10 protein-coding genes are annotated in these 13,069 nt (G+C 73.2%); 5 read left to right on the top strand and 5 right to left on the bottom strand.

The window, feature by feature from the left end:
* Positions 1-42: 42 nt before the first annotated feature.
* Positions 43-624: a flavin reductase family protein gene (locus ABD981_RS18445; protein WP_240495434.1), complete on the bottom strand. Its 582-nt coding sequence runs from the start codon at positions 622-624 to the stop codon at positions 43-45.
* Between the two features lie 281 nt (positions 625-905).
* Here ABD981_RS18445 and cdgB point away from each other — a divergent pair, with 281 nt between their 5' ends.
* Both cdgB and ABD981_RS18435 read left to right on the top strand, forming a co-directional pair.
* Positions 906-2,555 (top strand): diguanylate cyclase CdgB, encoded by a 1,650-nt coding sequence (cdgB, locus tag ABD981_RS18440; protein ID WP_046911126.1) that lies wholly within the window; start codon positions 906-908, stop codon positions 2,553-2,555.
* Between the two features lie 121 nt (positions 2,556-2,676).
* Positions 2,677-3,630 carry a CBM35 domain-containing protein gene (locus tag ABD981_RS18435; protein ID WP_046911127.1) on the top strand — a complete coding sequence of 318 codons (954 nt, stop codon included), beginning with the start codon at positions 2,677-2,679 and terminating at the stop codon, positions 3,628-3,630.
* Positions 3,631-3,714: 84 nt separating this feature from the next.
* On the opposite strand, the gene ABD981_RS18430 is transcribed toward ABD981_RS18435, so the two are convergent.
* The 3 genes from ABD981_RS18430 to ABD981_RS18420 all read right to left on the bottom strand — a co-directional run bounded on the left by ABD981_RS18430 (position 3,715) and on the right by ABD981_RS18420 (position 6,889).
* A complete protein-coding gene (locus tag ABD981_RS18430) occupies positions 3,715-4,653 on the bottom strand; it encodes a 1-phosphofructokinase family hexose kinase (protein ID WP_046911147.1) in 939 nt (312 codons plus the stop codon).
* A 140-nt stretch (positions 4,654-4,793) separates the two neighbouring features.
* Entirely contained in the window at positions 4,794-5,939 is a 1,146-nt protein-coding gene (gene nagA / locus ABD981_RS18425; RefSeq protein WP_046911128.1) for an N-acetylglucosamine-6-phosphate deacetylase, read from the bottom strand.
* Complete coding sequence (locus ABD981_RS18420) at positions 5,939-6,889, bottom strand: ROK family protein (RefSeq protein ID WP_123955069.1); 951 nt, start codon at positions 6,887-6,889, stop codon at positions 5,939-5,941. The genes nagA and ABD981_RS18420 overlap by 1 nt, the downstream gene beginning before the upstream one ends.
* Positions 6,890-7,134: 245 nt before the next feature.
* Here ABD981_RS18420 and ABD981_RS18415 point away from each other — a divergent pair, with 245 nt between their 5' ends.
* The 3 genes from ABD981_RS18415 to otsB all read left to right on the top strand — a co-directional run bounded on the left by ABD981_RS18415 (position 7,135) and on the right by otsB (position 9,596).
* A complete protein-coding gene (locus tag ABD981_RS18415) occupies positions 7,135-8,409 on the top strand; it encodes an extracellular solute-binding protein (RefSeq protein ID WP_046911130.1) in 1,275 nt (424 codons plus the stop codon).
* A 31-nt stretch (positions 8,410-8,440) separates the two neighbouring features.
* The gene (locus ABD981_RS18410) at positions 8,441-8,680 is read left to right on the top strand and encodes a DUF3263 domain-containing protein (protein WP_046911131.1); all 240 of its coding nucleotides are present in this window, start codon (positions 8,441-8,443) and stop codon (positions 8,678-8,680) included.
* Between the two features lie 64 nt (positions 8,681-8,744).
* Positions 8,745-9,596, top strand: coding sequence for a trehalose-phosphatase (gene otsB / locus ABD981_RS18405; RefSeq protein ID WP_046911132.1), 852 nt, complete (start codon positions 8,745-8,747; stop codon positions 9,594-9,596).
* Here the strand turns inward: otsB and ABD981_RS18400 are convergent.
* On the bottom strand, positions 9,584-12,994 hold the full coding sequence (locus tag ABD981_RS18400; protein ID WP_123955071.1) for a hypothetical protein: 3,411 nt from the start codon (positions 12,992-12,994) through the stop codon (positions 9,584-9,586). The two genes, otsB and ABD981_RS18400, sit on opposite strands and share 13 nt — an antisense overlap.
* Positions 12,995-13,069 lie beyond the last annotated feature (75 nt).

Here is a 13,069-nt window from a genome sequence, read left to right as displayed (position 1 = left end):
GTGGCCGCCGTGACCGGCAGCCCCGCCCGGGGGGCCGGCCGCTCAGCCCAGCGTCCGGTACTTCCCGCGGAAGTACGTCAGGGGCCCGCCCTCCGCCGAGGGCAGGGTCGTGGCGAGCACCCGCGCGACGACCAGGGTGTGGTCGCCGGCGACCACCCGGCTCTCCGTGCGGCACTCCAGCGTCGCGAGCGCGCCGCCGATCAGCGGGGCGCCGCTGTGCGGGCCGCGGGTGTAGGGGAGGTCGGCGAAGAGCAGCCGGTCGCTGACCCGGCCCTTCATCGCGAAGCGCCCGGCGACGTGCCGCTGGCTCTCGGAGAGCAGCGAGACGGCCCAGACGGGCACCTCGGCGAGGAGGTCGTCCATGCGGGAGTCGTTGCGGAGGCTGACCAGGACCAGCGGGGGGTCGAGCGAGACCGAGAGGAACGCGGTCGCCGTCATGCCGACGTCCTCGCCGGACGGGCCGTCGTCCGGGTCGTGGGCCGTCACCAGGACCACGCCCGCCGCGAGGCGGGACATCGCCGCCCTGAACTCGTCGTCGCTCACCCCCTCAGCATGAGGGATGGCCGACGGGCCGGGGACGGCCGGGTCGTGCACGGGGGGCTGGGTGGGAGTCTTCTGCAGCACCCTCGCACGCTAGTCCGGGCCCGGTCCCCCCTACATCGGGCCGCGGGACCAGTCGGGCTTCCCCCGCCGGTCCTAGGACCCCTTTCGCCCATCCGCCGCACGCCGTTCACGCAGGGTTCGGAATGGCCTGCGACCTGCTGTGACTTGAGTCACAGAGTGCAGTATTTGTTGACCCTGTGTACCGGGTGCACAGCTCGCTGTGATTCAGTGGCTGGGACAGTGCAGTACGAAGCCGATGAGAACCCTGGAGTTAGCTGTCGAGGTCTCGGGGAGAGCGAGCGATGGAGACCGAGTCGGAGCCGTACGTCCGTCTTGCGACCCTGCGGCAGCTGCATCAGGTCGTGGCGGACCTCAACACCGCCCGCAGCCTGGCGGACACCCTGCAGGCCGTCGCCGACGGCATCGTCGCGGGCCTCAACTATGAGCTGGCCTGCGTCAACCTCGTGCGCCCCGACGGCGACCTGGTGGTCGCCGCCTTCGCCGGCAGCCCCGCCGCCGAAGCGCTGATCACCGGCCGGGTCGGCTCCCGAGCCTCCTGGGACCGCCGCCTCTCCATGGGCGAGGCCTGGGGCGACCTGCGGTTCATCCCGCACACCGAGGGCTGGGTGCTGATCGAGGACGACGTCCCGCAGTGGCACACCGAGGGCCCCGCCCCCCGCTTCGAGGACGAGTGGCACCCCCACGACCGCCTCTACGCCCCCATGTACGCCTCGGGCTCCGGCCGCGAGCTGCTCGGCGTGATCTCCGTCGACCGCCCGCGCAACGGCCGCCACCCCGGTCCCTGGGGCCGCGAGGCCCTCCAGATGTACGCCTCCCAGTCCGGCATCGCGATCAGCAACGCCCGGCTGCGCTCCAACATGCAGCGCGCCCTCGTCCGCCTGGAGCGCGAGCAGCAGGCCCTGCGCGCCAGCGAGGAGTCCTTCCGGCAGGCCTTCGAGTACGCGCCCTCCGGCATGGCCATCGCCGAGATGGGCGGCGACCAGCACGGCCGCCTGCTGCGCACCAACGACGCGCTGTGCCGCCTCCTCGGCCGCCCCGCCTCCGTGATGCGCCGCTACTCCTTCGCCGACCTCGTCCACCCCGAGGACATAGGCACCCTGCTGCGCACCTCCGCCGAAGGCGGCCGCGCCGAGCTGCGCCTCGGCCGCCGCGACGGCACCTACGTCTGGGTCTCCCTGCGCAACTCCGTCGTCGCCGACACCGCCGACGGCCCCCGCTTCCTCCTCACCCACGTCGAGGACATCGAGGAACGCAAGCGGCACGAACTCCAGCTCGCCCACCGCGCCTCGCACGACGCCCTCACCGGCCTGCCGAACAGCGCCGAGCTCCGCTCCCGGCTCTCCGCCCGCCTCTGCGAGCGCCCCTTCGCGGGCTCCGGCGCCCCCGCCGACGCGTACGAGCCGCCGTACGAGTACGACTACGACCAGGGGCACGGGCACGGCTTCGGCTTCACCCCGGTCGGCGCCGCCGCCGGGGCCTACGACCACCACGTGCACTCCGTCGCCCCCACCGGCGGCGAGGTCGACGACGGCACGAAGGGGCTCGCCGTCCTCTTCTGCGACCTCGACGGCTTCAAGTCGATCAACGACCGCTTCGGGCACCACACCGGCGACGCCGTCCTCATCGAGGTGGCCCGCCGGCTCACCACGGGCGTACGGGACGGGGACACGGTCGCGCGGCTCGGCGGCGACGAGTTCGTGGTCCTCGCCGACGGGCTGGGCTCGGCCGACGCCGCCGATCTCGCGGTGCGGCTGCGGAACGCGATCATTCCGCCGATCCGGGTCGACGGGCGGGCGGTCCGGGTCGGGGCCAGTTTCGGCATCGGCTGGGCCGAGTGCGGCATGACCGTCGAAGAGGTCCTGAACAGCGCGGACCAGCGGATGTACATCGAGAAGCGGTCCCGTTCGAAGATGCACCGCCGGGCCGGCTAGGCGGTGTGCCCGGGCCCCCGTTCACGGCCCGTACACGGAGTGAGGAATTCCCCGCAGGGCCGTTCGGGGTAGGCTCGGCCGGTCGGCGACGGCTGGCGAGCGTGGAAAGGGAGTGACCCGGATGGCTGCGGGTAACGACGGCGCGAAGACGCCCCAGGACGACGATCCGTTCGGCTACCTCTACGAGGACGGCCAGGCGGCAGGCGCCCAGCCACCCCAGGGCGGCGGCTACGGCTACCCCGGCCCCGCGTCCCAGCCGGGCGTCCCCCGCACCTCGTACAACCAGGTCCGCACGGTCGGCGAGCGCCAGTACGGCGGCCGCCCCCAGCCCCACGTCCCGCAGCAGCAGGCGTACGGCCAGCCGCACCCGCAGTACGCGGCCCCCGAGACGTACCCCGGCGGCCCCCAGACCCGCCAGACCCCGCTGCCCCCCGCCGGGCGCGGCGGCGGCCCCAACACCAAGGGCCTGCTGATCGGCGCGGTCGCGGTCGTCGCGGTCGTCGTGATCGGCATCGCGGCCGCGGTCATCTCCAACAGCGGCGACCAGACGGACAACGCGGGCGCCGCGGGCGGCAAGACCAACGCCCCCACCCAGGTCGAGGAATCCCCGTCCACCGACCCCAGCCCCTCGTCGCAGCCTCCGGCGCAGCTGCCGCAGCAGGACGCGGCGACGCTGAAGCTGGGCGGGTCGGCGGTGCTGGCGAAGGACATCAAGGGCGCGGAGGGCGCGGACGGCGCGTACGTGACCGGGTTCAACGCGGTCGGTTCGTCGGTGACCTGGCAGGCGGACGTGCCCGAGGCCGGGGACTACTACCTCTACGTGCGGTACGCGATCCCGGCGAAGGACGCGAACGCGACGCTGACGGTCAATGACAAGGCGAACAGCAATCCGATAGGGCTGAAGAACTTCGTCGGCTCCTCGGACCCCAACCTGGAGAAGAACTGGCAGACCACCTGGGCGCCGGTCACTCTGAAGCAGGGTCAGAACTCGATCAAGCTCTCGTGCGAGCAGGGCAACCAGTGCGACGCGCTCTTCGACTGGCTGAAGATCAGCAAGACCAAGCTGAGCGGCTGAGCGGCTGAGCGACGGACGAACGGCGGGGCTCCTTCGGGGGCCCCGCCGGTGTTTCCGGGGGTTCGGTGCTCCGGGAGTTCCGGCTCAGGCCGCCGTAGCCGGGGTCTCGACCGTGATGCGGGGGAGGAGGGACTCGTACGCCGACTCGTCGAACTCGCCGGCCACCGGGGAGAGGACGGTCGCCGCGGAGAGGGCGACGGCGTGGGCGAGGCGGGTGGGCCAGTCGGCGCCGTCGACCAGGCCGGCGAGGAGGGCGGCGACCGCCGAGTCGCCCGCGCCGGTCGGGTTGCCCTGGACGGGGGCGGGCGGGGAGGCCTGCCACAGGCCCTCCGGGGTGGCCGCGAGGAGGCCCTCGGGGCCGAGCGAGGTGATGACCGCGTGGGCGCCGCGGCGGCGGGCGTCGCGGGTGGCGCGGTGGGGTTCGCGGGAGCCCGTGAGCTGGGCCAGCTCCTCGGCGTTGGGCTTGATCAGGTCGGGGCGGGCGGCGATGCCGCGGCGCAGCGGTTCGCCGCTGGTGTCGAGGAGGACCGGGACGCCGGCGCCCCGGGCGAGCCGGACGAGTTCGGCGTACGCGCCGACGTGGATGCCCGGCGGGAGGCTGCCGCAGAGCGCCACCGCCCGTGCCCCGTCGAGGAGTTCGGCGTAGCGGGCGGTGAACGCGGCCCACTCGGCCGGGGCGATGGCCGGGCCGGGCTCGTTGAGCTGGGTGGTGTCGCCGCTGGCCGCGTCGACGACGGCGACCGTGCGGCGGGTGGATCCCGCGACGGGGACCAGGGCGTCACGGACCGGCTGCCCGGCGGTCGTTCCGGCGAGGAGCTCGCGCAGGGTCTCGCCGGTGGCTCCGCCCGCGAAGCCGGTGACGACCGTCTCGTGGCCGAGGGCGCCGAGCACCCGGGCGACGTTGAGGCCCTTGCCACCGGGGCGTTCGATGACCTGGGTGACGCGGTGCGAGGCGTGCGGCACGAGCGCGGGGACCCGGTAGGTCAGGTCCACCGCCGTGTTGAGGGTGACCGTGAGGATCACCGGCGCCACCCCCGTCGTCTCGTGTCGGCCCCATCGGGCGCTGCTGGCGCCCTGATCATGCCAAAGAGAAGGCGGTTGGCCCAGACCCTGGACCGACCGCCGACCTTCGGTGACGCGTTTTCAGCTGGCTCGTCCCGTGATCAGCCGAGTTGCGGCTCGACCACCCAGGCGCCCTTGCGCATCACGCCCTTGAGCTCGAAGTCCGCGTCGAGGACGACGAGGTCCGCGTCCTTGCCGGGCTCCAGTGAGCCGACCCGGTCGTAGACGCCGAGCAGCTTGGCGGGGTTGGCGGAGAGGGCCTGGACGACCGACTCCACCGGCAGCCGGTCGATGGTGGCCGCGCGCTTGAAGGCGCGGTCCAGGGTCAGCGTCGAGCCGGCGATGGAGCCGCCCTCGACGAGCCGCGCCACGCTGTCCTTCACCTCGACCTCCAGCGGGCCGAGCATGTAGCGCCCGTCGCCGAAGCCGGCGGCGTCCATCGCGTCGGTGATGAAGGCGACCCGCTCGGCGCCCGCGTGGTGGAAGGCGAGCTCCAGGGCGGCCGGGTGCAGGTGGGTGCCGTCGTTGATGAGCTCGACGGTGATCCGCTCGTCCTCCAGGAGCGCGGCGATCGGGCCGGGCGCCCGGTGCCCGAGGCCGGGCATCGCGTTGAAGAGGTGGGTGGCGACGGTGGCCCCGGCGTCGATGGCGGCCTGGGTCTGCTCGTACGAGGCGTCCGTGTGCCCGATCGCGGCGATCACGCCGTGCTCGGCGAGCAGCCGTACGGAGTCGATGCCGCCGGGCAGCTCGGTGGCGAGGGTGACCATGCGGGCCTGGCCGCGGCCGGCGTCGATCAGCTTGCGCACGTCGGCCGGGTCGGGGTCGCGCAGCAGCGTCTCGTCGTGGGCGCCCTTGCGGCACGGGGAGATGAACGGGCCCTCGAAGTGCAGGCCGGCGATCTCGCCCTGCTCGGCCAGCTCGGAGAGCAGGCCGGCGCGCTCGGTGAGGAAGTCCATCTCGCCGGTGACGAAGGAGGCGACGACGGTGGTGGTGCCGTGCAGCCGGTGGGTGTGGACGCCGGTGAGCACCTCGTCCACGGTGCCGGAGGTGAAGGACGCGCCGCCGCCGCCGTGGTTGTGCATGTCGACGAAGCCGGGCACGAGCCAGTGACCGCTGAGGTCGAGGGCGGGTGCGTCCTCGCGGGCGGCGCCCACGATGCGGCCGTTCTCGACGATCACTCGTCCGTTCTCGACGATCCCGGTCGGCAGCACCACGCGGGCCCCGGTGAGAACTGTGGAAACGGCCATCAGGCGGATACCTCCGAGTCGGCGGGGTGCTGGTCGGCGAGCAGGTCCCAGGCGAGGAGGCCCGCGCCCAGGCATCCGGCGGTGTCCCCGAGGGCCGCCGGGACGATGGCGGGCAGCTTCTGGAAGGTGACGCGCTCCTCCACCGCGGCCCGTAGGGGTGTGAACAAGGTTTCCCCGGCCTCGGCGAGACCGCCACCGATGATGAGCATGCGGGGGTCCAGCAGGGTGAGCGCGGTGACGAGTCCGTCGGCCAGGGCGTCGACGGCGTCCTGCCAGACGCGGACGGCGGCCGGGTCGCCGGACTCCACGGCCTTGGCGCAGTCGGCGGCGTCGGCGTCGGGGTCGCCGCAGGCGGTCGCCCAGGCGAGGGAGACGGCGGAGGCGGAGGCGTACCGCTCCAGGCAGCCGCGCTGGCGGCAGCCGCAGGCGATGCCGCCGGGGCGGACCACGATGTGGCCGATCTCGCCCGCGTAGCCGTGGGCGCCGGCCTCGATCTCGCTGCCGATGCCGATGGCCCCGGCGATGCCGGTGCCGAGCGGCACGAAGAGGAAGCGGTCGGCGCCGTTCCCGGCGCCGATCCGGCCCTCGGCGAGGCCGCCGGTGCGCACGTCGTGGGCGAGGGCGACGGGGATGCCGCCCAGGCGCTCGCTGAGCAGGGCGCGCATGGGGACGTCGCGCCAGCCGAGGTTGGCGGCGTAGACGGCGATGCCGTTCTCGGTGTCGACGATTCCGGGGACGGCGACTCCGGCGGCCGCGGCGGGCTCTCCGTACCGCTCCTGGCCGAGGGCGCGCAGCTCCTCGGCGAAGCCCAGGATCGTCTCGACGATCGCCTCGGGCCCGCGCTCGCGGCCGGTGGCGCGGCGGGCCTCGTGGAGCAGGGTGCCGTCCGCCCCGACCAGGGCGGCCTTCATACCGGTGCCGCCCACATCGAGGGCGATGACGTGTCTCACGAGGACAGTCTCGCCCTTCGGGACCCGAAAGGTCTAGTCCACTGCGGAGGATTGTTGAGCTCGGATACAAATTCCCGCAGGTGGCGAGCCGCGATGCGTTGCAGAAGCGATATGCAAGTGGTGTAGACCGCCCCTGTTCATGCGCGAGAAACTTGCCGCTCAACGGCGATCAACGGGGATCGGCGGCGCTCGGTGACGCCTCGACCGATGACGCCTCGATCACGAGCAAAGGGTGGGTTACGGCTGTGCAGCGGCGACGATTCCTTGGACTGGCCGCGGCGGCCTCCGCACTCGGCCTGACCGGCGCCCTCTCCGGCTGCGGCACCCTGGACGCCGAGTCCGGCGACGTGACCCTCAAGCTGATCGCCGCCGACTACGACCTCGGCGGCGGCGACTCCACCAAGAAGTACTGGGCCGGCGTGGTCTCCGCCTTCGAGGCCAAGAACCCCGGCGTGAAGGTCCAGGTCCAGATCGAGTCCTGGAACGACGTCGACCGCAAGGTCGCCGAGCTGGTCAAGGCCGGCCAGGCCCCCGACATCGCCCAGATCGGCGCCTACGCCGACTACGCGGCCGCCGGTCAGCTCTACGCCGCCGACGAGCTCCTCTCCATCCGGGTCCAGGCCAACTTCCTCGCCCCGCTGGTCGCGGCCGGCGAGCACAAGCGCACCCAGTACGGGCTGCCCTTCGTCGCCTCCACCCGGCTGCTCTTCTTCAACGAGGACCTCTTCGACAAGGCCGGCGTCAGCGCGCCCCCGACCACCTGGGACGAGCTCGCCGCCGCCGCGCGCAAGCTGGAGAAGAAGGGCGTGAAGTACCCCTTCGCGCTGCCGCTCGGGCCCGAGGAGGCCCAGGCCGAGACGATGATGTGGCTGCTCAGCGGCGGCGACGGCTACACCGACGCCACCGACCACTACAAGATCGACTCCGAGGCGAACGTCCGCACCTTCGAGTGGCTGCGGACCAACCTCGTCGCCGAGGGCCTCACCGGCCCCGTCGCCCCCGGCAAGCTCAACCGCAAGGAGGCCTTCGCGGCCTTCGCCCGCGGCGAGGTCGGCATGCTCAACGGGCACCCCTCGCTGATGCAGGAGGCCGAGAAGCAGGGCGTCAAGGTCGGCAAGATCGCCCTGCCCGGCGCCTCCGGCAAGGCCAGGGCCACCATGGGCGTCGCCGACTGGATCATGGGCTTCAAGCAGAACGGGCACCGCAAGGAGATCGGCGCCTTCCTCGACTTCGCCTTCAGCGACGAGAACGTGCTGAAGTTCGCCGGCGACAACGACCTGCTGCCCGCCACCATCACGGCCTCCGCGCGGATGGAGTCGGACCCGGAGCACGCGGGCCTCCGCGAGTTCCTGCAGGCGCTGCCCGACGCGCAGCTGCCGCCGGTCGGCAAGACCTCCTGGGCGCAGGTCAGCGGGGTCATCAAGAAGGACATCGGGCAGGCGGTCGCGCCGGACGCCAAGCCCGCGGAGGTGCTGGGCCGGATCGCGCGCGCCGCGTCGACGGCGGAAAGCGCCGAGTGAAACGCCCGGCGGGCGGCATTAGGTTGGTCACATGACCACCGAACCCGGCGCGCTGGGCGAACGAGAGCAGGCCGTCCTGGCCATGGAACGCCGTTCCTGGCCGGGCCCCGGCGCCAAGGAGCGGGCGGTGCGCGAGGGACTCGGTCTCTCCGCCACCCGCTACTACCAGCTGCTCAACGCCCTCCTCGACGACCCGCGGGCGCTCGCCCACGACCCGGTCACGGTGAACCGGCTCCGCAGGGTCCGCGCGGAGCGCGAATCCCGCCGCTGACCCCCTCGGGACGGCCGGACCCGCCCCCCTGACGCGGGGCGCGTCCCTGGGTAGGGTCGGGTACATGGTCAGCAGCCTTCCGCACCCGACCACCACCGCCGGCCGCGACGGTCTCGACGCGCTCCTCGCGCGGCCCGAGAAGGCCGTCGTCGCCCTCGACTTCGACGGGACGCTCGCCGAGATCGTCCCCGACCCCGAGCGGGCCCGCGCCCACCCCGGCGCGGTCCCCGCCCTGGCCGCCCTCGCCCCCCGGGTGGCCGCCGTCGCCGTGATCACCGGCCGCCCCGCCGGAGTGGCCGTACGGTACGGGGGCTTCGCCGGCGTCCCGGGCCTGGAGCACCTCGTGGTCCTCGGCCACTACGGCGCCGAGCGCTGGGACGCCGTCACCGGCACCGTGCACGCCGCCGCCCCCCACCCGGGCGTGGCCTCGGTCCGCGCCGAGCTGCCCGGCTTCCTCGACCGGATCGGCGCCTGGCCCGGCACCTGGATCGAGGAGAAGGGCCGCGCGGTCGCCGTCCACACCCGCCGCGCCGACGACCCGCAGGGCGCCTTCGAGGCCCTGAAGGGCCCGCTCGGCGACCTGGCCACCCACCACGGCCTGGTCCTCGAACCCGGCCGCATGGTCCTGGAGCTCCGGCCCCCGGGCATGGACAAGGGGGTGGCCCTCTCCGACTACGTCCGGGAACTGGGCGCCGGGTCCGTCCTGTACGCGGGCGACGACCTGGGCGACCTCCCCGCGTACGCGGCCGTGGAGAAGCTCCGCTCCGACGGCACCCCGGGCCTGCTCGTCTGCTCCGCCTCGGCCTCCGAATCCGTCCCCGACCTCGCCGACCGCGCCGACCTCACGGTCCCGGGGCCGGCGGCGGTGGTGGGTCTGCTGGAGGGGCTGGCGGGGGCGCTGGGTCAGGGGGCGTAGAAGCCCTGGACGTCGGCGATGAGGTCGACGGAGCCGGAGTGGTTGTACAGGGTCACCTTGCCGTCCTTGACCGGCACCACCGCCAGGACGGACACCGTCCGCCCGGCCGGCACGTTGAGGTTGGACGTGCCGGGCCGGTTTGTGCCGTACGAGTAGGCGGTGACCACCGTGCCCCGCGTCCCACCGGTCGCCGTCAGGTTCAGCACGACCGCGGTGGCCCCGCTCGCCGGCACTCCGTTCAGCCCGGCGACGGTCAGCGTCACCGTCCGGCCCGCCCCGACCTTGCCCTTGGGGGTGCCGGTGCCCGTGCGGGTGTCGAGGGAACGGGCGGGGGCGAGGGGCTGGAAGAGGGAACCGAGGTGGGTGCCGGTGTAGTAGCCGGCGATGTCGGCGATGAGGTCGGCGGCGCCCGCGCGGTTGACGAACGTGATGGTGCCGTTGGGGGAGACGGGCACGACGGCGAGGTTCGAGACGGTCTCCCCGACACCGAGGTTCAGGATGCTGCCCTCGCTCTGTTCCACGTACGCCGTCACGTCCGTCCTGCGGGTGGCGTTGGTCGCGGTGAGGTTCACGAGGACGGCGGTGACCCCGGTCGCGGGTATCCCGGACCGGCCCGTGACTTGCACCGTCGGCCAGTGGTAGTCGTCCGCCTTGTGCGGGCGGCTGCCCAGGCCGGTGCGGGTGTCCAGCACGCGGGTGGGCTTGAGCGGTTCGAAGTGGTCGGAGGTGCCCGTCGTGGTGAAGTACCCGGAGATGTCGGCGACGAGGTCGACGCTGCCTGCGTGGTTGTAGAGGGTGATCTTCCCGTCCTTGACGGGCACGGTCACCAGGTTGGCCGTCGTGCTGCCGGCCCGCACGTTCACGTTGGAGGCGCTGCCCCGCGTGGTGCCGGCCGGGTACACCGAGACGTACGTGGCGGCCGTCGCGTTCACGGCCGTCACGTTCACGGTCACCGCGGTCAGCTCGTGGGTGGGCACGGCCCAACGATCGCCGATCTTCAGCGTGACCGTCCCCTTGGCCCCGACCTTGCCCTTCCGGACGCCCAGACCGGTACGGGTGTCCATGGCCCGCTGGGCGGGGATCGGGTGGAACTTCCCGGTGGCCTGACCGGTGCCGTTGACGAGGGTGGCCTCACCGGAGAGCGGGATGCCGGGGCCCACGCCGTCCGCCGGCTCGGCCGTGAGGGTCCATGTGTACGCACCGCTGGGCAGCAGGTTTCCGGCCTCGTCGTAACCGTGCCACGGGAGCCACAGCCGGCCCCGGACGTCCTTGCCCGAGCTCAGTCGGCTGACCGTGCCCGAAACGCGGTGGCGAGCCGTCAGGGTCCAGGTGCCGACCGGCTTGCTGAACAGCACCGAGGATAGGGAGTCGGTGCCCTTCTGGGCATCGACGACGGTGGACCCGCCCTCGTTCTCCAGCAAGGACAGCGGCGGCGCCTCGATGCCGGACGGCACGAGGTGCACCTGATCCCGGGCGTCGACGTAGGCGATGTGACCGCCGAACTTGTCGACGGTCCAGCGGACATGACGCTGCGAGACGCCGGTGTCGGGCAGGTCGCCCACGACCCGGCCGGCGGGCCCGGTCGGGTCGGCGCCGGTGAGGACCAGCTTTCCGGCGGCCCGGTCATGGGTGACGACATAGCCGTCACCGATCAGTGCCTCACCGGCGGGGACGGGCCGTGAGGTCTTCGTCGCGCGGTCGTAGATCCCGGCCGGTCCGTCGGGGCCACAGCTCCAGTAGAGCCGGCGCCCGGCTGCCTGGAGCTCCGCGGGCACGCAGGAGGCACCGGTGTCCACGGTCTCGACCGTCCTGGCGGTCTCCAGGTCCTTGGCCGTCACCACGCCCTTCGAGGTGCCGGCCGTCCACAGCCAGGACCCCCACAGCGCGGCCGCTCCCGGCGCCCGCTCGTCCAGGATCCGTCCGCCGTACAGTGCCGTGGTGGTCTGACGCCCGACCGCGCCGGGACCGGACCGCACCACGTAGAGGGGGTTGGCGTCGACGAGCCGTCCGCCCTTGGGCACGGTGACGGACACGTTGGCGCCCGTGTAGCGGTCGTTCGTGCCGTCGGCTCCGGCCCAGCGCAGGAACCGGCCGTCGCCGAGCGCCCGGAGCTGCGCGCAGGGGAGGTCGCCGTCCCCGGTGCAGGCGGGCTGGGCGCTGCCGTAGGTGTCCGAGACCCCTCCGTACGTGAGGGGAACCGTGCTGCTGACCGGTCGCTCCCAGGCGTACGTGCCCGCGGGGTTGCGGTCGTCGGCGGTCGACAGCTCACCCTTGGCCAGGGCGATGCCCCGGATGTGGCCCGGCTCGTGGAAGCGCTTCACCGTCGTCACCACGGGCCTGCCCGTGGGGTCCGCCGTGATGCGGTGGACCCCCCAGTCGGCGCGTCGGTCTCCGCCCGCGCCGGTGGTGCCGACGGCGACGGCCGTGCCGGCCGGGCCGGACGACAGCGTGCCCGTGATGTGCGTGAGCAGGTCGACGGTGGCGCCGCCCGCGATCGGGACGCTCTCGACGCGGGACTGGGAGTCGCGGTAGACGAGCCAGTCGCCGACGACGGCAAGGTGGTGCAGGGGCCCGGTGATCGTGGTGTCGACGGGTACGTCGACGAGCGGGGCCGCGGGGTCGGTGCGCGAGGCGACCACGGCCGTGTGGACGGCGGGGTCGGAGCTGTACGCGACGATGTACTCGGGCGAGAGCTTCCCGAAGGTGTAGCCCGCAGGCAGGGCCTTCGTGACGGTCTCGACCGTGCCGGTCTCCCTGGAGACGAGGACCTGGCGGCGCGTGCCGTCCTCGTCCTGCGCGGTGAACAGCAGGGACGTGGCGTCGGCCGCGCTGACGGACCCCAGCCGCGTACCCTCCGGGAGGCCGCCGATCTCCAGCTCGCGGGTCGTGCCGTCGTCCTGGAGCGACAGCAGGTGCTTCTGCGCCGTGCGCGTTCCGTCCGGCTGGGTGACGGAGGTGAACGCGAGCAGGGTGGAGCCGAACACCCGGGGGCTGAAGTAGCCCGGGGGAAGCGGGTGGACGCGTGCGCCGCCCTGGGGGTCGCGCAGCTCGACCTCTCCGTCGCGTATGAAGGCCAGTGTGTCGGTGCCCGTGCCCTGGACCTCTGTCCAGGGCACGGTCGGCAGCGGCACGGTGAGGGTCTTGCCGTCGGAGTAGCGGGTCCAGAGGATGTCGCGGGTGTGCCCCGCCTCGTAGCGGAAGACGCCTTCGGAGCCGGTGCTGTCGGCCTGCCACAGACGGGCTTGCTCGGCCTTGTACGTCCAGCTGTACAAGGGCTCGCCGTAGTAGGGCGCCGGGATCACCGTCTCCTCGGGCACCGGCTCCGCCGCCGCCGTTCCCGCCAGAGGCGTGAGACCGCCGCCCATCGTCAGTGCGAGCACCGTCGCGGCGGCGAACACGCCCCGCCTCAAGGTGTGACGAATCACCAGAAAGCCCCTCCCCGAACCTCTGTGCCTGCCGTGCCCCCACCGCAG

Source organism: Streptomyces showdoensis (assembly GCF_039535475.1).
GTDB lineage: Bacteria > Actinomycetota > Actinomycetes > Streptomycetales > Streptomycetaceae > Streptomyces > Streptomyces showdoensis.
Note: the sequence above shows the minus strand (reverse complement) of the source record. Positions and strands in the feature narration are given on the sequence as shown.

What these genes read in the sequence shown, in the direction of transcription:
- cdgB (WP_046911126.1), top strand. Translation starts at nt 906, where the DNA reads ATGGAGACCGAGTCGGAGCCGTACGTCCGTCTTGCGACCCTGCGGCAG.
- ABD981_RS18435 (WP_046911127.1), top strand. Translation starts at nt 2,677, where the DNA reads ATGGCTGCGGGTAACGACGGCGCGAAGACGCCCCAGGACGACGATCCG.
- nagA (WP_046911128.1), bottom strand. Translation starts at nt 5,939, where the DNA reads ATGGCCGTTTCCACAGTTCTCACCGGGGCCCGCGTGGTGCTGCCGACC.
- ABD981_RS18410 (WP_046911131.1), top strand. Translation starts at nt 8,441, where the DNA reads ATGACCACCGAACCCGGCGCGCTGGGCGAACGAGAGCAGGCCGTCCTG.
- otsB (WP_046911132.1), top strand. Translation starts at nt 8,745, where the DNA reads ATGGTCAGCAGCCTTCCGCACCCGACCACCACCGCCGGCCGCGACGGT.